Consider the following 20,499-nt stretch of genomic DNA (forward strand, 5'->3'; position numbering starts at 1 on the left):
ACCTCACCAACTCGTTCTACTTCATCGAGGCCGGCACGCTCGTGGAAAAGATCGAGTCGTCCTCGCAGACGCTCAAGCAGGAATACCTCGATACATACGAGAGATGAATGTGGGGGAGTGTTCGGATGAAGTTGATATTTAAGGTCCAGCTCGTGTCGTTCCGAAAAGACCGTGAACCTTTTGTGGGACGCTCGGCGCCGTGGTACCATAGCCGAGTTTGTTGTCTTGGTCGGAAACCAAGACGCCTTATGCGCTGATCGGTAACCAGCGCCTGACCAATAAGGAGTCCTACCATGAAGCAGGGTATCCATCCCCAGTATGTCGAGTGCACGGTGACGTGCTCCTGCGGCAACACCTTCAAGACGCACGCTACCGTGTCCGAGATGAAGGTCGAGCTTTGCAACGAGTGCCACCCGTTCTACACCGGCCAGCAGAAGTTCGTCGACACCGGTGGACGCGTCCAGCGCTTCGCCGACAAGTTCGGTGGCGCCGCTGCCGCCCAGCTCAAGAAGGCTGAGGAGGCCAAGGCTGCCAAGGCCGCCAAGGCTGCTGAGGCCGAGGCCGCTCGCAAGGCCGCCGCTGAGGCTAAGGCCGCCGAGAAGGCTAAGCGTGCTGCTAAGTTCGCCGAGGAGGCTGCCAAGCAGGCCGCCGAGGCTCCCGCAGAGGCTCCCGTCGAGGAGGCCGCTGCCGAGGCCGAGACCACCGAGGCTGCTGAGTAAATAGCTCGCCGCGGAATCGCTCGCATTCATGGCACAAGGGCCGTGCATCCATTTGGGTGCGCGGCCCTTTTCTTTTTATTGGTGCAAGCTAACCTGTCCCCGTGGCACCAAATGGCAGAGAGACGGCGTTTGCTCAGATAAAACTTGCCAAAATAAACCTGTCCCATTGTGGCAGGTTGGTCATAGTTATTACGTGGCGGTCGAGGTCGACCGTATAGGCCGCGCCTTGTTTGGCTAAAGTACAATCATCTGTGTTTAACTCGCCCGCAGCTGCACGGCGTGGGCGATGGCCAAAAAGGAAAACCACATGGGATTCATGTCAAAGCTGCTGTCCTTTGGATCCGATAAGGACCTTAAGCGCTACTACAAGATCGTCGACCAGATCAACGGTCTTGAGCCCCAGTTTGAGAAGATGACCGAGGAAGAGCTCCGCGGCCAGACCGATAAGTTCCGCGAGCGTTACGCCAACGGCGAGTCGCTCGACGACATGCTCCCCGAGGCTTTTGCCACCGTGCGCGAGGCTTCCAAGCGCACCATGGGTATGCGCCACTTTGACGTGCAGCTCATTGGCGCCATGGCACTGCACGAGGGCCACATCGCCGAGATGAAGACCGGCGAGGGCAAGACGCTCGTCTCCACCTTGGCCGGCTACCTCAACGCTATCGCCGGCAAGGGCGTGCATGTCGTTACCGTCAATGATTACCTTGCCAAGCGCGACTCCGAGTGGATGGGCCGCATCTATAAGTACTTGGGCATGACCGTCGGTCTGCTCCAGAACAACATGCCGCTCGAGCTCAAGCGCCCGGCCTACCAGGCCGACGTCACCTACGGCACCAACTCCGAGTTCGGCTTTGATTACCTGCGCGACAACATGGTCACCCGCCCCGAGCAGCGCGTGCAGCGCGGTCACAACTACGCCATCGTCGACGAGGTCGACTCCATCCTGATCGATGAGGCTCGCACCCCGCTGATCATCTCGGGCGCTGGCACCAAGTCCGCCAGTACCTACAAGGACTTCGCGCGTGCCGTGCGTGGCCTTGAGCGCGGCGAGGACGTGTCGCACGACATGCTTACCGCCACCGAGGACGTTGAACCCACGGGCGACTACGTCATGGACGAGGCCAAGCACACCATCGCTGCCACCGAGCGCGGTCTTAAGAAGATCGAGCGCCGCCTGGGTATCGATGACATCTATGCCGATCTCTCCGGCCAGCTGGTCAACCACCTGCAGCAGGCGCTGAAGGCCCAGTACATGTTCCACCGCGACAAGCAGTATGTGGTCACCAACGGCGAGGTCAAGATCGTCGACGAGTTCACCGGCCGCATTATGGAAGGCCGCCGTTACTCCGAGGGCCTGCACCAGGCCATCGAGGCCAAAGAGGGCGTGCTCGTGCGCGAGGAGAACCAGACGCTGGCGACCATCACCCTGCAGAACTACTTCCGCCTGTATGACAAGCTCTCCGGTATGACCGGTACGGCACTCACCGAGGACGCCGAGTTCCGCGAGATCTACAAGCTGCCCGTCGAGGTCATCCCCTCCAACAAGCCCGTGCAGCGCGTGGACCACGAGGACCTGGTCTACCGCACCATTCAGGCTAAGTACAACGCCGTTGCCGACGACGTTGAGCGTCGTCACGCCAAGGGCCAGCCGGTCCTGGTGGGCACCGTCTCCATCGAGAGCTCCGAGAAGCTGTCGGCCGCCCTTACCAAGCGCGGCATCGCGCACGAGGTCCTCAACGCCAAGCACCATGAGCGCGAGGCTCATATCGTTGCCCAGGCCGGACGCTACGGCGCCGTGACCATCGCTACCAACATGGCCGGTCGTGGTACCGACATCCTGTTGGGCGGCAACCCCGACGAGCTGGTGCGCGAGCGCCTTGAGTACGAGGGCCTGACCATGGAGGACGTGACGCCCGAGCAGCTTGAGCAGTTTAACGCCGAGGCCAAGGAGACCTGCAAGGCCGAGCGCGAGCGCGTGCTTGCCGCCGGCGGCCTGACCGTTATCGGCACCGAGCGCCACGAGTCCCGTCGTATCGACAACCAGCTGCGCGGCCGCTCCGGCCGTCAGGGCGATCCGGGCGAGACCCAGTTCTACCTGTCGCTCGAGGACGACCTCATGCGCCTGTTCGGCGGCGACAAGATGGACCGCGTCTCCAAGATGATGGTTACGGCCGACATGGGCGACGACATGCCCATCCAGCACAAGATCATCTCCAAGGCCGTCGAGAGCGCCCAGCACAAGGTCGAGAGCATCAACTTCTCCATGCGCAAGAGCGTCCTTGAGTACGATGACGTCATGAACAAGCAGCGCCAGGTCATCTACGCTGAGCGCAATAAGATTCTGGACGGCAAGGACCTGACCGACCACATCACCGAGGTCATGCACGACACTGTGTACCGCTGCGTTCAGGAGTTCTGCACCAAGGACAGTCACGATGGCGAGCGCGACCTGGAGGGCCTGCGCAAGTGGGTTGTGGAGCTCACCGGCCACATCGATACGCCGAAGTTCCCCGACGAGGATTATGAGGCTCTGGCTGCCGATGTCCTGGCTTACGTAGAGAAGTGCTACAACATGAAGGCCGAGCGCTTGGGCGAGGACCTGATGCGCGAGCTCAACACCCAGGTCATGCTGCGCGTCATCGATACCCGCTGGATGAACTACCTGCAGGAGATGGACTATCTCAAGACCGGCATCGGCCTGCGCGGCTTTGGCCAGCGCGACCCGCTGGTCGAGTACAAGACCGAGGCCTACGGCGCGTTCCAGATCCTCGTCGACACCATGTACGAGGATTACCTGCGCACGGTTCTGCGCATCGAGATCAAGGGTGCCCCGCGTGCCGTGGAGCACAAGGAGGAGCCCGCGCTCGAGGGTGCGCACTTCTCCGGTCCTGCCGAGGTCGATGGTGACAACGGCGACTCGGTGCTGCGCAAGCAGGCGCAGGTGCAGGCCCGCACGGCTGTCCAGGGTGGTCCGGCTGCCGTCAACAACGGTGGCAAGGTGACCACCTATCGCAAGTCCGAGAGCGACGATCCGTACGTCAACGTGGGCCGCAACGACCCGTGCCCCTGCGGTAGCGGCAAGAAGTTTAAGTACTGCCACGGCAGGAATCGTTAATGGCTGAGGCTTTAGAGGTAACGCCCGCCGAGCTGGACGCGTTTGCGGACCGGCTCGACGAGGTCGAGTCGTATCTCCACTTGGACGAAAAGCGCACGCGCGTGACCGAGCTCGAGGCCAAAAGCGTGGCCCCCGGCTTTTGGGATGACGCCGACGCCGCCCGTGCCACCATGGAGGAAATCGCGCGCACCAAGGAAGATATCGCCGCCGTGGACAACGCGCGCGGCGAGCTTTCCGATGCCCGCGCCGCGCTGGAGCTTGCCGAGGAGATGGGGGATGACCCCGATGCCGCCGCCCTTCGCGAGGAGGCTACAGCCACGGCTGAGCGCCTGGCCCGTGCCATCGATGAGCTTGAGCTTTCGAGCTGGTTTACCGGTGAGTTCGATCACGGCGATGCCATTGTGACCATCAAGCCCGGACAGGGTGGTCTGGAGGCCCAGGACTGGACCTTCATGCTCTTTAAGATGTACATGAAGTACTGCCAGCGTCGCGGCTGGAAGGTCACGATTAACGACTGCCCCGCTGCTGAGGTCATCGGCATCGACCGCGCGACCTTTACCGTCGAGGGCAAGGACGCATTTGGCATGCTGCGCGCCGAGGCCGGTGTGCACCGCCTGGTACGAATTAGCCCCACCGACGACAAGAAGCGCCGCCAGACCACGTTCGCTGGCGTTGAGGTCATCCCCGTGCTACCCGATGATATCGACATCGAGATCAGTTCCGATGACATCCGCGTGGACGTGTACCACGCGAGCGGCCCGGGCGGTCAGGGTGTCAACACCACCGACTCCGCCGTGCGCGTGACGCATTTTCCCAGTGGCATTGTGGTTACCTGCCAAAACGAGCGCAGCCAGATCCAGAACAAGGCCGCGTGCATGCAGATCCTCAAGGCTCGCCTGTACGAGATTGAGCTCGAGAAGCGCGCCGAGGCGCTCGATGAGATTCGCGGACCCAAAACCACGATCGGTTTTGGCAACCAGATTCGCAGCTACGTGCTCTACCCGTACCAGATGGTCAAGGATCTGCGCTCGGGTGTGGAGACCAGCAATGTCGAGGCCGTTCTTGACGATGGCGACCTGGACCCGTTTGTTATTGGCTATCATCGCTGGGCCACCGGCAACGCCGATGCAGAAGGCTCGGAGATTTAAAACATCGGGCGGCTTCAAGCCGATGCTAAGCCCAACGGTTGGACGGGTTTGTATCCGGAATAAACCCTGCGCAGGGGTGGTTTTTGTCCGGCGAATCGGTAGAATCGAATACAGCAAGAAGTTCGAAGCGCATCCGTTTGGGTGCGCTTTTTTGAGGGAGGCAGCATGGCATATCGTCTGGACATTAAGCGCATTCTTTCGATGAACTTCTTTCACGACCTGCCCCAGATTATGTTGGGGTGCGCTCTGGCCGCTATTGCGACCGACCTGTTTTTGATTCCCAACGGCCTTGCTGCCGGTGGCGTTACGGGCCTTGCCACCATTATCCAGGCGGTCGGCGCATCGCGCGGTCTATCGCTTCCCGTTGGTATTCAGACGATCGTGATGAACGCCTTGCTGCTGCTGGTCGTTATGCGCGAGGGCGGCATGTTCTACGTGGTGCAGACGGCGACGGGCTTTGTGCTGCTGGGCTTTTTCACCGACCTGTTCGCTCCGTTTGTGGCGCCGCTGGCACATGCCGATCTGATGCTGCCCGCTATGTGGGGCGGCATCATCACGGGCATCGGTTATGGCATGGTGCTGCGCGCCGGCGCCAACACCGGCGGCTCGGACACGATTGGCCAAATCATCTCGCGTAATACCTCGCTGCCCGTGGGCTCGACCGTCATGGCGATCGATGTTGCCGTATGTGCGCTGTCGGCTCCGGTCTTTTCAATCGAAAATGCACTATATGCAGGCCTTTCGATGGTCATTAGCGGCTACGTGATCGATGCCGTGGTCGATGGTGGCAACAAACGCCGTATGGTACTCATCATCTCGGACAAGTTCCCTGATATCGCTGCCGATATCATGTATGGCCTGGGTCGTGGTTGTACCAAGTTTAAGGCGACTGGCATGTATTCGGGTGCCGAGAAGCCGGTGATCATGGTCATCGTGAGCCGTCGAGAGCTCAATACCCTCAAGACGATCGTGCGCGAGCGCGATCCTCACGCCATTGTGACGGTCGCCGACGTTACGGAAGCTTTCGGCGAGGGATTCAAGGATATTAGCGCGTAGGGCCGACCGCGTCCCATCCAAAAGACGTTCACATTGATAAACCGTTTCATCAGCGGTTCTGCCTGCTAAATTGTTCAAATAATGATAAAAACTCTGGTAAAGCCATCAGTTTCCAGCATAATGAATGGCGTACGTGCATTGCGGCTGTGTTGGGATTACCTTCGGTGCCGTGCGCATCTTGTCTAAAGAGGATGAAAGGAAGGCACAATGAGCGACGAAGAGCTCAAAAAGGTTGCCAACGAGGTAAGGAAGGGCATCGTCACCGGCGTGCACGCTGCCAAGTCCGGCCATCCGGGCGGTTCGCTCGGCGCTGCCGACATCATGACCTATCTGTACTTTGAGGAAATGAACGTCGACCCGGCCCATCCCCGCAAGGCCGATCGCGATCGCTTTGTGCTTTCCAAGGGCCACTGTGCACCTGGTCTGTACGCTGTGCTCGCCGAGCGTGGGTTCTTCCCCAAGGAGGATCTTGAGACGCTGCGCCACATCGGCAGCCACCTGCAGGGTCATCCCAACATGAACGACACTCCGGGCGTTGACATGTCCACCGGTTCGCTCGGCCAGGGCATCTCCGCCGCCGTTGGCATGGCCGTTGCCGCCAAGCACTGGGGCGATACTTATCGCACGTACGCCCTGCTGGGCGATGGCGAGAGCGAGGAGGGCCAGGTCTGGGAGGCCGCCATGTTTGCCGGCAACCAGCAGCTCGACAACCTCTGTGTGATCGTCGACCACAACGGCCTGCAGATCGACGGTCCCGTCGAGGAAGTCAACGACCCCATGCCGCTGGCAGACAAGTTCCGCGCCTTTAAGTTCCACGTGGTGGAGCTTGCCGACGGCAACGATTTCGATCAGATTCGCGCCGCCTTTGCCGAGGCTCGCGCTACCAAGGGCCAGCCGACCGCCATTATCGCCGAGACCCTGAAGGGCAAGGGCGTGTCCTTTATGGAGAACCAGGTTGGTTGGCACGGCAAGGCCCCCAACGATGAACAGTTTGAGCAGGCCATGGCAGAGCTCACGGCCGCCGGAGAGGAGCTCTAGGATGGCAGACGTCAAGAAAATCGCCACGCGTGTAAGCTACGGCGAGGCCCTCGTCGAGCTCGCCAACGAGCACGACGACTTTGTGGTCCTCGACGCCGACCTGGCTGCTGCCACGCAGACCGGCAAGTTTAAGGCTGCCTGCCCCGATCGCTTCTTCGATGTGGGCATTGCCGAGAGCAACCTGATGGGCGTCGCCGCCGGTATCGCGACCACCGGTCGCGTTGCCTTTGCGAGCACCTTTGCCATGTTCGCCGCCGGCCGCGCCTTTGAGCAGGTCCGTAACTCCATCGGCTATCCGCACCTTAACGTCAAGATCGGTGCCACGCACGCTGGTATCTCGGTGGGCGAGGATGGCGCCACGCACCAGTGCTGCGAGGATATCGCCCTCATGCGCGTCATCCCCGGCATGACTGTGATCGTTCCTGCCGACGACGTCGAGGCCCGCGCCGTGACGCGCGCCGCCTACGAGTGCGACGGCCCGGTGTACATGCGTTTCGCCCGCTTGGCCTCGCCGGTTATCAACGACCCCGAGACCTACAAGTTCGAGTTGGGCCGCGGCATTGTCATGCGCGAGGGCGCCGATGTGACCATCATCGCCTGCGGTCTGATGGTCGGCGAGGCTCTCGAGGCCGCCGAGCAGCTTGCTGCCGAGGGCATCGATGCCGAGGTCATCAACATGCACACCATCAAGCCCATCGATGCCGACCTGATCGTCAAGAGCGCCACCAAGACCGGCCACGTCGTGACCGTCGAGGAGCACTCTGTGATCGGTGGCCTGGGCGGCGCCGTTGCCGACGTCCTGTGCGAGCAGTGTCCGACGCCGCTCAAGAAGATCGGCGTCAACGACACCTTCGGTGAGTCTGGCCCGGGTGCCGAGCTCCTGCACAAGTACGGCCTGGACGCCGCCAACATCGTGGCGACCACCAAGGAGTTCTTGGCATAAGGCAAGGCGAGGCAAAGCATCGCTTCGACAACCGCAAACAAGCCAGAACAGGGGCGTCCTCAAAGAGGGCGCCCCTGTTTATGCTGAATTTAAATTAGAGTCCTGCCAAGCAAAGTTCCCATGGGGAAACGGGCCCATCCCAACAAAGTGCAATTCAGACCCTTCCAACTTTGTATGCGCAGCATCTCAAGTTGGTGCGTCGGCCCCATAGTAGCCGCAGGCCGGGCGCAGGGTTACCTCCCAAATCTTTCCGCAGCGCAGGCCGGCGTTTGTCCGCAGCTCCGCAGGAGCAGGACAAATGCCGGCCATGCGCGAGGACGATTTGGGAGGTAACCCTGCGCCCGGCCGGTGAGACCCAAACCCCGCCATGCTTCTTATGTGCAGCAAAGCTAATGCTGCTAAAATACAAAGCGCTCATGTAGTTTAAACGCACGACGATAAGGAGCACCAGTGGGTAACCACTTCCGTACCTCCGGTGCGGGCGATGATGCCCCCAAGACGCAGGCAGGCGTCCAGGGCAGTCGTTTCGCCACTCCGGATTCAGAGGGCCAGCCTGTTGCTCAGGCCCCCGCTCAGCCGGCAGATCAGGCACAGCCGGCATCCGATCCCTTTGCCTATAATCCAACCAGCGATGTCGCGCTTTCCGGCACGGCGGGTTTTGAGCCCGTTCAGGCCGTGACCGCTCGCGTGGAGCAGCCTCAGGCTGGCGCCGCCACGCCGCAGCCTACCATGGCCGGCATTCCCGACCCCATGGCCCCTGCGACGCCGGCTCCTCAGCCTGCGCAGTCCGGTCTCTTTGCCGCTATTCCCGACCCCACGCAGCCTGCTGCCCCGGTGGTCGAGAGCGATCAGGCCGCCGAGGTCGCAAGCCTCGATAACGCGCTCAACAACCCCGATTTCACGTCGGTGTTTGCGCCTATCGATCCGCAGGCCAGCCGCAAGAAGATGGCCAAGCAGGCCGGTGTCGAGCCCGTCATCCTTATGGAGCATGTCACCAAGATCTATCCGGCACAGCCCAACAAGCCTGCACTCGACGACATCAACATCGAGATCTATCCGGGCGAGTTCGTCTTCCTGGTCGGTCACTCCGGCTCGGGTAAGACCACGCTACTGTCGACGCTCAACCGCGACGTCAAGCCGACGAGCGGCCGCATCCTGGTTGCCGGTCAGGACCTCATGAAGATCAAGAACCGTAAGGTTCCGTTCCTGCGCCGCCAGATTGGCGCCGTGTTCCAGGACTTTAAGCTTCTGCCGCAAAAGACCGCCTACGAAAACGTGGCGTTTGCCCTGCAGTGCATCGGCAAGCCCAAGGGCGTCATTCGCAGTCAGGTGCCCGAGGTGCTGCGTCTGGTCGGTCTTGCCGATCAGATGGACTCGCTGCCCGACCAGCTTTCCGGTGGCGAGCAGCAGCGCGTTGCCGTCGCCCGCGCTATGGTCAACCGCCCGCCGCTTTTGATCTGTGACGAGCCCACGGGTAACCTCGACCCGGCGATCTCGCTGGGCATCATGAAACTGCTCGAGCGTATTAACCGCACCGGCACCACCGTGATCGTCGCCACGCACGACCGCGAGATGGTCGATAGCATGCACCGTCGCGTGATCGCCCTCGAGGGCGGCCACGTTATCCGCGACCAGGAGAGGGGAGGTTACGGCAACTATGGCACCAACTAACGTGGGCTACTCCTTCAAAGAGGCAATCAGCCACTTCTTCCGTAACTGGACTACCTCGCTCGGCGCCGTCATCACGATCTTCCTTTCGCTGTTTATCATCGGCCTGTTTATCATGGGCTCCGCGATGCTGAATTCCGTGATCGGCACCGTCGAGGATCAGGTTGTCATCAACGCGTTCATTAGCGATGACGCCGATCAGGCCGATGTCCAGGCTTTTGAGGCCGAGCTTAAGACGTGGAATAACGTCAAGTCCGTTACCTATAAGGACAAGGACGACGCGCTGGCCGAGTATACGAGCAAGATGTCGGGCAACGCCGACGCCACCATGAGCGCGCTCGATGGCCAGAACCCGCTGCCAGCTTCGTTTGCAATTGAGATGGACGATCCGTCCAAGGTCGAGAGCACGGCCAAGAAGCTCAAGAAGAATGCCGATTTCCAGAAGATCGCGGATGACGGCGACGTCAACGCGAGCGTGCTGTACGGCCAGGAGGAAGTGAGCCGCCTGTTCCAGGTGACCAACTACATCCGCATCGCCGCCGTGGTGCTCGTTGGCCTTCTGACCTTTATCGCATTCATCTTCATCAACAACACGATTCGCCTGTCCATCACGGCGCGTCGTCGTGAGATTGCGATTATGCGTCTGGTCGGCGCCAGCAACGGCTTCATTCGTGGCCCGTTTATCACCGAGGGCGTACTGCAGGCCATTTTGGGCTCGCTGCTTTCCATCGGCGTTCTGGAGCTGCTGCGTAATCTGATGATTCCGCGTCTGCAGGAGAGCATCGGCTGGATGTCGTTTGCCCTGCCGATGCAGTACTACCTGGTGACCTATGCTGCGCTGATTCTGGTCGGCGTGATTATCGGTCTCTTTGGTTCTGCCATCGCCATGCGCCGCTACCTGCGCGTGTAGGCATGCCTGGAATTCATCCCTTCCAACGGGTCGTCTCTTATGGGGCGGCCCGTTTTTTTTGATCCCTAGGGGACGGCATGATTGTGGATCATCGTCGCGTTGGTCTATCTATGTGATCCGTTTTCCTTCGTCCCCTAGGGATCATTTGGGTAGACTCTTGGGATGTAAACGGCAATCGATAGTTAGGAGGCGCCATGGGGCGCAATAACAAGCATAAGCGTGGAGCTCGCAATAAGCGCGGGCCGGTGCGCAGCGAACGCCGTCCGAGCCTGACCGGGCGCGTGCAGCTCCATGAGCACAGTGCCTATGTCATAACCGAGAATGGCGACTACAAGGTCATGGGCCGCGGTAAGCGCGAGATCATGGACGGCGATACCGTTGCCGTGAGCATTAAGAACAGCCCGCATGGCGAGCGTCGCGCCGTGATCGAGGGCGTGGTTGAGCGCGCAGCTATAAGCGTGGTGGGCACGTACCAGACCGCCGGTCCGCTCGGTGTGATTGAGCCGCTCGATTCGCGCCTGAAGGCCGACTTCTTCATTCTGCCCGAGGATACCTCGGCGGATCGTCTGGGTGTCCACCCGGGTGATGCTGTTGTCGCGCGCATTTTGACCTACCCGACGCGCCTGGAATCGGGCACTGTGACGATCGAACGCCGCATTGGCGGAGATGACGCGCCCGATTTGGGTGTTCAATATGTGATGGCGCGTTACGGCTATACCGATAGCTATCCCGAGGCCGCGCTGGACGAGGCCGAGGGGCTTTCGCTCGATGTGCCCGCGGCGCTTAAGGACCCGCTCCGCCGCGATCTGCGCGACCGCTTTGTCATCACGATCGACCCAATCGACGCGCGCGACTTTGACGATGCCATTTCGCTGGAGCGCACGCCCGAGGGTGGCTACAAGCTGGGCGTGCATATCGCCGACGTTTCACACTATGTGGCTTGGGACGGGCATATCGATCTTGAGGCTCGCCATCGTACGACATCGGTTTATCTGGCCGATCGCGTGCTTCCCATGCTGCCCGAACGCCTGTCCTGTGACCTGTGCTCGCTTCGACCTGACGAGGACCGTCTTGCGTTTACCGTCGATATCGAACTCGATGAGCAGGGTCGCGTGCGGCATTACGATCCGTACCCCAGCGTGATTCGCTCGCGTGTGCGTATGGACTATGACGGCGCCGAGGCGCTGCTGGTGCGTGCCGGCGCGGTTGAGTATTCGGTGCTGGAGGGTGCCGCTGAAGATGTTGAGGCTGCTGAGGCCTCGCGCGAGGACGCGCTTGAGCGCGGTCTTGCGTGCGAGGAAGCCGCCCGCGGCTACAACGTCGACCTCGGCGATTTCCTCGTCGCCGCCAACGAACTCGCCGAACTTCGCCGTCGTATTCGTCGTGCTCGCGGCTCAGTCGATTTTGACACGGCCGAGATTCGCGCTCTATTGGATGAGGACGGAGTACCCGTGCAGATTGTGGCGCGCGAGCGTTCGTGTGCCACGTCGCTTATCGAGGAAGCCATGCTGCTCGCCAACGAGTGCGTTGCAGAGTGGCTGGCAGACCGTGATATCGAGGCCTGCTATCGCGTGCATGAGGATCCGAGCCCCGATAGCCTGCACGGTGCCGCCGTTGCGCTGGCGCAGCTAGGCATCATCGACGATCGCCGCGCTGCCGGTATTGCCCTGGGGAGTCCCGATGAGCTGCAGGCTGCAGTCGATGCTGCCGCCGGTACGGCCAACGCACCGCTCGTCAACACGCTGCTTCTGCGCAGCATGCAGCGCGCGCTGTACAAGCCGCGCAACGAGGGCCACTTTGCGCTCGCCGCGCCGTGCTACTGTCACTTTACGAGTCCCATCCGTCGCTACCCCGATCTGGTGGTGCACCGCGTACTCAAGCTGCAGTTGGCCTATGAGCAGCTCGGCGGCAAGGACGCCTTGGTCCGTACGCCGCGGCTGATCGGCAAGGGGCGCGAGTCGCTGCCACGCATTCTGCCGCAGATCTGCCGCGCATGCAGCGATGCCGAGCGCGCGGCAGATGCCGCCAGCCATGCGACGCAAAAGATTAAGATTGCCCAGTACTATGAGGACCGTCTGGGCGAGCGCTATACCGGAACCGTCTCGTGGGTTAGCAGTATGGGCCTGTTCGTACGCCTGGATTTGACGCAGGTCGAGGGCCTGGTTTCAATTAAGAGCCTGGGCAACGAGTGGTTCGAGTTCGACGAGGACGCGCTTACGCTGACGGGCGCCGACACGGGGACTCGCTATGAACTGGGTCAGCGCGTGATCATCGAGGTCTCGCGCGTCAATACCACGCGCGGGCACTTGGACTTTAAGCTTATCCATTAGCCAAATCCCGACTCGCGGCGGGAGAGCGGAGGGCGGTCTTTCGGGGCCGCCTTTCGCATTTGAATCGTGGCTACCTTGCCGTCTGCTCGGCCGCCCGCTTACCTGCTATTTGAGAGGTAAAACCTACCAAAATAAACCTGTCCCTTTTTGGCAGGTTTACAAGAAAGCGGGGATGAGATGGCGACGGTGTACGGTTATGCGCGGGTGAGTTCGCGCGATCAGAATCTTAATCGGCAGCTGGATGCGCTGGGCGCCTATGGCGTGGGCTCGGCGAATATTTATGCCGACCATGCGAGCGGCAAGGACTTCGATCGCCCGAGGTATCGCGAGCTGCTGCACGTCCTGGGAGACGGGGACGTGCTGGTGGTGCTTTCTATCGACCGACTTGGCCGTAATTACTCTGAGATTCTTGAGGAATGGCGACGCATTACCAAGGAGCTCGGGGTTGCCATTGTGGTGTTGGACATGCCATTGCTTGACACGCGCGTCAGGGCAAGCGGCACGCCGGATGTGACTAATACCCTGATTGCCGATATTGTGCTGCAACTGCTGAGCTACGTGGCGCAGGTGGAGCGCGAGAATATCCATCGGCGCCAAGCGGAGGGAATTGCAGCGGCGCGGGCGCGAGGGGTCCGTTTCGGTCGACCTCGCAAGCCGTGCCCTCCTCAGTTTGATCTGGTACGGGATAGCTATGAGGCGGGCGATATTACCCGCAGCCAGGCAGCAAAGTGCCTGGGCGTGTGCGTGGGGACGTTTGATCGCTGGATGCGCGAGGCGGGGTAGGGGTTTGCGTCGCTTTGTCGCTTCCTGTTGCGATTCAAATTTTGATACGATGGCGATGTCATTTGGGGCTACACTCGCTGATATTCAAAAAAGGAGGTAGGCCCTTGGCGCGCGTAAAACAAATAATCGGATGGACCGCGATCGTTCTGTTCGCTGCAACGCTGGCGGGCATCTGGGTGCTGACGGAGCAAAATGCGGTGGAGACGTCGTTGCTGAGCGAGTCCACCGCGCGTGTGGTGGAGGGTCAGGCTACGGGCGTACAGGCTGCCGATGTCGCGGGTGAAGCTCAGACCGAGAACGGGATGACCGGGTGCACCGATTCGGCTGCTTCGAATGTCCGGTCTGGCCGACTTGCTTCCATTCGCATGTGGGTGGGCACGAACGTCCGACGTGTTGCCCATACCGTAGAGTTTTTCTTCGTCGGATTGTTCGCCTCGGTGGTCGTGGTTTGCTTTTCCAGGCGTCCGTGGAGCGTATGCTCCCGTTGCGTGCCCGTGTTGCTCTTTTGCGCCGTCTGCTCCGTTGGCGATCAGGCACATAAGATCTTTGTTCCCGGCAGGCATTTCGACGTTATCGATTTAGGATTCGATGCTGCGGGCTATGTCACCGCCATGCTGTTGGTATTGCTGGCAGCGGCGTTGGTGCGCTATGCGACTCGGCCGATCGGCGCCCATGCGAGGCGCTAGCCGGTAACAAACCCGTTTCTGATAATGCGACCTTGTTGAATTATTTTGTGTCGCGCGTATTTCCGAGCGGTCGGATTTGAGGGGCGAGCGGTAGAACGCTCTCCCTTTGTGCGCCACGATGCGGCACAATGTACCGCAAAAGCTGTTTGTATCCGGTACGAATCGTTCGTTGGTCTTTAATTCTTCTCAACGGAGGTGTTTGAGATGGCAAACGGATTGCTTTTGCGACTTCGCGAGCGTGAGCTCAGCGCAAGCCCGGCGGAACGCAATGTCATCGCATATGTAACCGCTCATCCGCACGAGGTGGTCGGGCTGTCCGTCCGCGGTCTTGCCGATGTCACGTTCTCCTCGCCCTCGAGCATTTTGCGCTTTTGCAAGCGTTTGGGTTTTGCGGGCTACAAGGAGTTCCAGCGCGAACTGATTGCCGAGCTGGCGCTCTTAGGTGACAAGAAAGACGTAGCCCTCGAGGACATCTCCATGGATGACAGCGTCGAACGTATCGTGGGGAAGGTGATGAAAAGCAACGTGCGCACGATCGAAGCGACGGCGCGAACGCTCGATTACACCGTCTTGGAGCGATGTGCGGCCTATCTTAAGCGGGCACGTGCGGTCAATCTGTTCGGTATCGGTGCCTCTCGTTTGGTCGCGCACGATCTGGCGCAAAAGCTCATGCGTGTCGACAAGGAGTGCCATCTGTACGACGACTGGCATGATCAGCTCTTGTGTGCCAAGAACATGCATGAGGGCGATATGGCAATCGCCTTTAGCTACTCGGGCTTGACGCAAGAGGTGCTGGACTGCACCGCCGAGGCTCAACGTCACAACTGTCCCGTTGTGGCCGTTACCAAAGTAGATGGATCATCCAAGCTTGCCACCGTGGCCGATGCCGTGCTCGGCGTCGCTGCGAGTGAACCCTTGGTCCGCAGCGGTGCCATGGCTTCGCGTATGGCCCAGCTTATGGTTGTCGATGCCCTGTACGCTGCTTACGTTGCCAGCGACTACGAACGGGCGACGCATGTCATTAAGCAAAACTACATCGAGAAACAGGAAAGATGAGGTGAATGAAATGCTCGATTTAACAAAATTCACGACCGAACAGCGTAATCAAAGTTCAATGGACCTCGATACGATGACATCGCTGCAAATCGTCACGACGATGAATGATGAGGATCTTCGTGCCGTCCAGTCGGTCACGAAGGTGTTGCCCCAGGTTGCCACAGCAATCGACTGGGCTGCTGAGGCACTCGAGCGCGGCGGACGCGTCTTTTACATGGGCGCAGGCACCAGCGGTCGTCTGGGCGTACTCGACGCTTCGGAGTGTCCGCCCACGTTTGGCGTGTCACCCGATCTGATTGTCGGGCTCATTGCCGGAGGCGAGACGGCGTTTATCAAGGCTGTCGAAGGTGCCGAAGACAGCGAGGAACTTGGCGCGAGCGACCTGCGGGAGCGTGGACTCTCGGACAAGGATCTTGTCGTTGGCCTGGCGGCAAGCGGCCGTACTCCCTATGTGGTGGGCGGCCTTGTGAACGCCAGGGCAACTGGGTGCAAGACCATTGCAATTGCCTGCAACCAAGGGTCGAAGATCGGGGAGAGCGCAGATCTTGCCATTGAACCCGTGCCCGGTCCCGAGGTGCTGACCGGCTCAACGAGGCTCAAGGCGGGAACGGTTCAAAAGCTCATTCTCAACATGATTTCGACCGGTGCCATGGTCAAGATCGGCAAGGTATACCAAAACCTGATGGTCGATGTGCAGCAGACGAACGAGAAGTTGGTGGTGCGCGGCCAGAACATCGTGATGGAGGCGACCGGTTGCACGCGCGAGCGCGCTATTCAGGCGCTTGCAGATGCCGGCGGCCACGTAAAAACCGCTATTGTCTCGGTACTGCTGGACTGCGATGTCGAGCAGGCTGCGGTAGCTCTTGAGCGAGCGCGAGGCCATGTCCGTGCTGCGGTGAGTGGCCATGAGAAGAGCAATGCCGATGCCCAATAGGTGCGCGGCGTGAGCTGATATGACATCCAAACGAGATACCCAATACAAGGAGGAGTTATGACGAACAAAGAGCTGGCTCAAAAGCTGCTGGACCTTTTGGGCGGTAAAGACAACGTGCTCGCAAACGCGGCGTGCATGACGCGCCTGCGCGTGACCGTCAAAGACACGGGCAGCGTCGACACGGAGGGTATTAAGGCACTCGACGGCGTGATGGGCTTGGTCGAGGACGACACGATGCAGATCGTGCTGGGGCCGGGCAAGGTGAATAAGGTGCTCGAGGAGTTCTCCAAGCTCACCGGCCTTGCGAAAGGCGTTGCCGACGAGAGCGTGGTTGACGCTGCGGCCACAAACAAGGCCGCGCAGAAGGCAAAGTACGAGTCCAAGCCGGTTCAGGCCTTCCTCAAGAAGATTTCCAATGTCTTCGTCGCCCTGCTTCCCGGCATCATTGCGGCTGGCCTCATCAACGGTATCTGCAACGTCATTAACGTCTCGACGGCAGGCGCGCTTGCAGGCGAGTGGTGGTACCAGGGCATTCGTTCCATGGGCTGGGCCCTGTTTGCCTATCTGCCCATCTTGGTGGGCTATAACGCGGCACGTGAGTTTGGCGGCTCCGCTGCGCTGGGCGGCATCGCCGGCATGATGTGTATCGCCAACAGTGCCATGCCCCTGCTTGCGCCTGGCGCGGCTGATCCTGCCACTGCCATTCTGCTGCCGCTCACCAATGCGCAGTACAACCCCGCAGCGGGCGGCATGATCGCGGCTCTTATCGCTGGCGCATTTTTTGCCTGGATGGAGCGTCAGATTCGCAAGGTTATGCCCAACGCACTCGACACGTTTTTGTCCCCGCTGCTGGTGCTCATCATCGGTGCCTTTGCTCTGATGCTCGTCATCCAGCCGGTTGGCGCATGGCTGACGACTGCCATCTTTAGCGTTTTGACCTTTATTTTCGAGAAGCTGGGCGTCCTGGGCGGCTATATCCTGTCGGCGGGCTTCTTGCCGCTGGTTTCCGTCGGCCTGCATCAGGCGCTCACGCCGATCCACGCTATGCTCAACGATCCCGACGGCGCTACCAAGGGCATCAATTACCTGCTCCCCATCCTTATGATGGCTGGCGGCGGCCAGGTCGGTGCCGGTCTGGCGCTGTACTTTAAGACCAAGAACGCCAAGCTCAAGAAGTATGTCGCAGAGTCCATTCCCGTTGGCATTCTGGGTGTGGGCGAGCCTCTGATGTATGCCGTTACGCTGCCGCTCGTTCGCCCGTTTGTGACGGCCTGCCTGGGTGCCGGATTTGGCGGCGCGCTCGCGGCGCTGCTTCACATCGGCACGGTTTCTCAGGGCGTTTCCGGTCTGTTTGGCCTGCTGATCGTCGTTCCTGGCCAGCAGCTCGGCTACGTTGCCGCTATGCTGCTTGCCTATGCCGCCGGCTTTGTCCTGACGTGGTTCTTTGGCGTCGACGAGCAGAAGATCAACGAGTTCTTTGGCGAGTAGTTTGATATCGCGAGCCGTGTTGCTTAGGGCTCGCGGCGCGCGGCAGATTTCTTGATGCTATGGTTGTGCCGGCGGGGCTAACTGCTCCGCCGGCCTTTTTTAAAGGAGTGTTGAAGCGTGAAAACGGGTATTTCGATTTATCTTTCCAGCCCTCTGCAGGATATTGAGCGGACGATTGAACACGGTGCCGCGGCGGGTGCGCGCTATGCGTTCACCTCGCTGCATATTCCCGAGGATGGGGGAGCGGCGTATGCCGATAAGGTCCGTCATGTGCTGTCGCTGCTTTCCGCCCGCGGCATTGCGCTCATTGCCGATGTGGGGCCGCGCACGTGCGATTTGCTCGGGCTTGAGCGCATCGAGGACCTGCGCGATCTGGGGTTGGAATACCTTCGTTTGGACTATGGCTTTAGCGCCCGGCGGGTCGCGGAGCTGTCCGGTGTATTTCGCATTGTGGTCAATGCATCGACGGTGAGTTCTGATGAAATCGCATCGTGGCGTGAGGCCGGTGCCGATGTGACTCGTTTTGCCGCCTGCCACAATTTTTACCCCAAGCCTTATACCGGTTTAGCTCTGGAGGACATTGCTCGGGTGAATCTTCGTCTTGCGGCGCTTGGATTCGAAATCATGGCTTTTGTGCCGGGTGATGCTAACGTTCGCGGGCCGGTATTCGAGGGACTGCCGACGGTCGAGGCGCAGCGCGGTCGCGCGTCAAAGGTTGCTCTCAATATGCTTGAGCTTGCACATGGCGCCGATTGCGACATTGTGTTGGTCGGCGACCCCGATCTTTCCGATGCGGGCTGGACGCAGTTTGCTCATGTTTCCACCGGATACGTGGACCTGCAATGCGAGCTTGAGCCCGGTTATGCCTATGTACGTGGGCAGATTCATCACGACCGACCCGATTCGAGCACCCTCATCTTTAGGTCTCAGGAGTCGCGTACGACGCTTAAGCCGGATTCCGTGCCGATGGATGCCGGTGCCGGCCTGTCACGAAAGACGGGGTCGATCGCTGTGAGCAATAGCGGCTATGGGCGCTACGAAGGCGAGCTTGAGATTGCGCGGGTCGATCTTCCCAGTGACGAGCGCATGAACGTTGCGGGTCATATCACGCCCGAGGCAATGGAGCTGCTGCCGTTCATCAAACGCGGATTCGGGGTACGGTTCGTTTAGCGTGTGACCCGTGGGCTACAATTGGCCCATCATGCGAAGGCGCCTCGTGTGGCGTGTGTCTGCGTTGGCCGATCTATATTCGGAGGATTTCCATGACCGTACTGTTTGTTGAATATCCCAAGTGCTCGACCTGTAAGAAGGCCAAGGCATGGCTGGACGAACACGGGGTAGAGTATATCGACCGCGATATCGTTTTGGACAATCCCACGGCTGATGAGCTTGCGACCTGGATTGCTCGTTCGGGACTGCCGGTGCGGCGCTTCTTTAATTCGTCGGGCATGAAATATCGAGAGCTGGGCCTGAAGGCGCGTCTAGATGCGGGCATGACGGATCGGGAGTGCTACGAGCTGCTGGCGACCGACGGCATGCTGGTTAAGCGTCCGCTGTTGGTGGGCGACGACTTTGCGATTCCCGGCTTTAGGGAATCGGCTTGGGTCGAGGCGTTGCTGTAGCGGCTGCGGAAAGTGCGACCCGTTTTGAGTGCTCAGGGTGGGACGTGTTTTCCATCGGCGGGCTCGCTCGGCTCAATCATCGAGCTGTGCCCATTCGTGCGGATCGTAGACCTTTACGTGCTTGTTGGGCTTGCCGCTCCAGTACTCCTCGTCCATAAAGGGCAGATATGCCTGAACGCCGGGGCAGATAAAGGGAATCCGCTGCTGTTGCAGTCGCTCGCGCTGTCGCTGCTCCAGGTGCGCCTCGGATATGACAGTCGGCATACCGGACAGCTCGACGAGGCTTGCCTGGATTCGCTTAAGGTCGGGGAGTCCCGCGTGCCATGACATCCGCATGATCAAAAAGGATGCACGGCGGTAGTTTGCCTGCATCACCGTGATGGCGGGGCGCAGAGTGGGATGGATTTTGTCCCGTTCGGGCCAAAGGTCAGCAGTGATCTCGAGGCCCAGGGTCTCCCATAGGTAATCAAGCTCTTCGTCCATGGCGCCTCGATATCCGTGCAATGATGACGGTTCGATTGTGCCATCAGCCGTGAGTGCTGCATTGTTGTAATCTACCAGCGGTAGATGCGGGATGTTTTACGGGCTTTGGCGCCGTACGTGTCGCTGGCGCTTCACAGGTCCTTCACGTGTCGGCCGTATTTGACTGAATTTCAAAAAAGTCAAAATTGGGGCTTGCGTCACGGCCGGACTTCCCGTATATTTCTTTCTTGCGCAAAGGCACAGCCGAGCGCAGCGATGCAGTCATTGGGATGTCGTCTAATGGCAGGACAGCGGATTCTGGTTCCGTCAATGGGGGTTCGACTCCCTCCATCCCAGCCATTGCATTTGCTACATATGGCCCGTTCGTCTAGCGGTTTAGGACGCCGCCCTCTCAAGGCGGAGATCACCAGTTCGAATCTGGTACGGGCTACCAAAATTGAACGCCCGGGCCTCGTAAGAGACCCGGGTTTTGTGTATTGACCGATATTTAAGGCGCGCGTTGAGTCTGCCGCCCGGACCG

Annotated in this window: 17 protein-coding genes and 2 tRNA genes; 18 read left to right on the forward strand and 1 reads right to left on the reverse strand. The window is 60.1% G+C overall.

Annotation, left to right across the window (positions count from 1 at the left end; all coding sequences use genetic code 11):
* Positions 1-293: 293 nt before the first annotated feature.
* The 16 genes from rpmE to DXC79_RS02070 all read left to right on the forward strand — a co-directional run bounded on the left by rpmE (position 294) and on the right by DXC79_RS02070 (position 19,496).
* Positions 294-719 (forward strand): 50S ribosomal protein L31, encoded by a 426-nt coding sequence (gene rpmE, locus DXC79_RS01995; protein ID WP_006235303.1) that lies wholly within the window; start codon positions 294-296, stop codon positions 717-719.
* Positions 720-1,026: 307 nt separating this feature from the next.
* The gene (gene secA, locus DXC79_RS02000) at positions 1,027-3,834 is read left to right on the forward strand and encodes a preprotein translocase subunit SecA (protein WP_117634789.1); all 2,808 of its coding nucleotides are present in this window, start codon (positions 1,027-1,029) and stop codon (positions 3,832-3,834) included.
* Positions 3,834-4,982, forward strand: a complete 1,149-nt coding sequence (gene prfB / locus DXC79_RS02005; RefSeq protein WP_117634791.1) for a peptide chain release factor 2 — start codon at positions 3,834-3,836, stop codon at positions 4,980-4,982. The genes secA and prfB overlap by 1 nt, the downstream gene beginning before the upstream one ends.
* Positions 4,983-5,147: 165 nt before the next feature.
* The gene (locus tag DXC79_RS02010; protein ID WP_117564199.1) at positions 5,148-6,038 is read left to right on the forward strand and encodes a YitT family protein; all 891 of its coding nucleotides are present in this window, start codon (positions 5,148-5,150) and stop codon (positions 6,036-6,038) included.
* A gap of 207 nt (positions 6,039-6,245) precedes the next feature.
* Positions 6,246-7,076 carry a transketolase gene (locus tag DXC79_RS02015; RefSeq protein ID WP_117634793.1) on the forward strand — a complete coding sequence of 277 codons (831 nt, stop codon included), beginning with the start codon at positions 6,246-6,248 and terminating at the stop codon, positions 7,074-7,076.
* Position 7,077: 1 nt separating this feature from the next.
* A complete protein-coding gene (locus DXC79_RS02020) occupies positions 7,078-8,019 on the forward strand; it encodes a transketolase family protein (RefSeq protein ID WP_117634795.1) in 942 nt (313 codons plus the stop codon).
* Between the two features lie 450 nt (positions 8,020-8,469).
* On the forward strand, positions 8,470-9,690 hold the full coding sequence (ftsE, locus tag DXC79_RS02025; RefSeq protein WP_117634797.1) for a cell division ATP-binding protein FtsE: 1,221 nt from the start codon (positions 8,470-8,472) through the stop codon (positions 9,688-9,690).
* Positions 9,677-10,597, forward strand: a complete 921-nt coding sequence (gene ftsX / locus DXC79_RS02030; RefSeq protein WP_117634799.1) for a permease-like cell division protein FtsX — start codon at positions 9,677-9,679, stop codon at positions 10,595-10,597. The genes ftsE and ftsX overlap by 14 nt, the downstream gene beginning before the upstream one ends.
* Before the next feature lie 194 nt (positions 10,598-10,791).
* Positions 10,792-12,927, forward strand: a complete 2,136-nt coding sequence (locus tag DXC79_RS02035) for a ribonuclease R family protein (RefSeq protein ID WP_117634801.1) — start codon at positions 10,792-10,794, stop codon at positions 12,925-12,927.
* Between the two features lie 177 nt (positions 12,928-13,104).
* Positions 13,105-13,710 (forward strand): recombinase family protein, encoded by a 606-nt coding sequence (locus DXC79_RS02040; RefSeq protein WP_117634803.1) that lies wholly within the window; start codon positions 13,105-13,107, stop codon positions 13,708-13,710.
* Between the two features lie 104 nt (positions 13,711-13,814).
* The gene (locus DXC79_RS02045) at positions 13,815-14,396 is read left to right on the forward strand and encodes a VanZ family protein (protein ID WP_158550941.1); all 582 of its coding nucleotides are present in this window, start codon (positions 13,815-13,817) and stop codon (positions 14,394-14,396) included.
* 204 nt (positions 14,397-14,600) lie between these two features.
* Positions 14,601-15,452 carry a MurR/RpiR family transcriptional regulator gene (locus DXC79_RS02050; RefSeq protein ID WP_117634807.1) on the forward strand — a complete coding sequence of 284 codons (852 nt, stop codon included), beginning with the start codon at positions 14,601-14,603 and terminating at the stop codon, positions 15,450-15,452.
* A gap of 10 nt (positions 15,453-15,462) precedes the next feature.
* Positions 15,463-16,386 carry an N-acetylmuramic acid 6-phosphate etherase gene (gene murQ, locus DXC79_RS02055; protein ID WP_117635081.1) on the forward strand — a complete coding sequence of 308 codons (924 nt, stop codon included), beginning with the start codon at positions 15,463-15,465 and terminating at the stop codon, positions 16,384-16,386.
* A 57-nt stretch (positions 16,387-16,443) separates the two neighbouring features.
* Positions 16,444-17,874, forward strand: a complete 1,431-nt coding sequence (locus DXC79_RS02060) for a PTS transporter subunit EIIC (RefSeq protein ID WP_117634809.1) — start codon at positions 16,444-16,446, stop codon at positions 17,872-17,874.
* Positions 17,875-17,991: 117 nt separating this feature from the next.
* The gene (locus DXC79_RS02065) at positions 17,992-19,044 is read left to right on the forward strand and encodes a MupG family TIM beta-alpha barrel fold protein (RefSeq protein WP_117634811.1); all 1,053 of its coding nucleotides are present in this window, start codon (positions 17,992-17,994) and stop codon (positions 19,042-19,044) included.
* A 92-nt stretch (positions 19,045-19,136) separates the two neighbouring features.
* Complete coding sequence (locus DXC79_RS02070; RefSeq protein ID WP_117564210.1) at positions 19,137-19,496, forward strand: arsenate reductase family protein; 360 nt, start codon at positions 19,137-19,139, stop codon at positions 19,494-19,496.
* A 72-nt stretch (positions 19,497-19,568) separates the two neighbouring features.
* On the opposite strand, the gene DXC79_RS02075 is transcribed toward DXC79_RS02070, so the two are convergent.
* Positions 19,569-19,979: a hypothetical protein gene (locus DXC79_RS02075; protein ID WP_089572222.1), complete on the reverse strand. Its 411-nt coding sequence runs from the start codon at positions 19,977-19,979 to the stop codon at positions 19,569-19,571.
* Positions 19,980-20,244: 265 nt separating this feature from the next.
* Here DXC79_RS02075 and DXC79_RS02080 point away from each other — a divergent pair.
* Positions 20,245-20,318, forward strand: a tRNA-Gln gene (locus tag DXC79_RS02080).
* Between the two features lie 17 nt (positions 20,319-20,335).
* Positions 20,336-20,412 (forward strand) — tRNA-Glu (locus tag DXC79_RS02085).
* The last annotated feature ends 87 nt before the right edge of the window (positions 20,413-20,499 follow it).

The organism is Collinsella sp. TF08-11AT, from assembly GCF_003437035.1.
Classification (GTDB): domain Bacteria; phylum Actinomycetota; class Coriobacteriia; order Coriobacteriales; family Coriobacteriaceae; genus Collinsella.

Coding starts and splice junctions, on each gene's coding strand:
- rpmE (WP_006235303.1), top strand. CDS start 294: ATGAAGCAGGGTATCCATCCCCAGTATGTCGAGTGCACGGTGACGTGC.
- secA (WP_117634789.1), top strand. CDS start 1,027: ATGGGATTCATGTCAAAGCTGCTGTCCTTTGGATCCGATAAGGACCTT.
- prfB (WP_117634791.1), top strand. CDS start 3,834: ATGGCTGAGGCTTTAGAGGTAACGCCCGCCGAGCTGGACGCGTTTGCG.
- DXC79_RS02010 (WP_117564199.1), top strand. CDS start 5,148: ATGGCATATCGTCTGGACATTAAGCGCATTCTTTCGATGAACTTCTTT.
- DXC79_RS02015 (WP_117634793.1), top strand. CDS start 6,246: ATGAGCGACGAAGAGCTCAAAAAGGTTGCCAACGAGGTAAGGAAGGGC.
- DXC79_RS02020 (WP_117634795.1), top strand. CDS start 7,078: ATGGCAGACGTCAAGAAAATCGCCACGCGTGTAAGCTACGGCGAGGCC.
- ftsX (WP_117634799.1), top strand. CDS start 9,677: ATGGCACCAACTAACGTGGGCTACTCCTTCAAAGAGGCAATCAGCCAC.
- DXC79_RS02035 (WP_117634801.1), top strand. CDS start 10,792: ATGGGGCGCAATAACAAGCATAAGCGTGGAGCTCGCAATAAGCGCGGG.
- DXC79_RS02040 (WP_117634803.1), top strand. CDS start 13,105: ATGGCGACGGTGTACGGTTATGCGCGGGTGAGTTCGCGCGATCAGAAT.
- DXC79_RS02050 (WP_117634807.1), top strand. CDS start 14,601: ATGGCAAACGGATTGCTTTTGCGACTTCGCGAGCGTGAGCTCAGCGCA.
- murQ (WP_117635081.1), top strand. CDS start 15,463: ATGCTCGATTTAACAAAATTCACGACCGAACAGCGTAATCAAAGTTCA.
- DXC79_RS02060 (WP_117634809.1), top strand. CDS start 16,444: ATGACGAACAAAGAGCTGGCTCAAAAGCTGCTGGACCTTTTGGGCGGT.
- DXC79_RS02070 (WP_117564210.1), top strand. CDS start 19,137: ATGACCGTACTGTTTGTTGAATATCCCAAGTGCTCGACCTGTAAGAAG.
- DXC79_RS02075 (WP_089572222.1), bottom strand. CDS start 19,979: ATGGACGAAGAGCTTGATTACCTATGGGAGACCCTGGGCCTCGAGATC.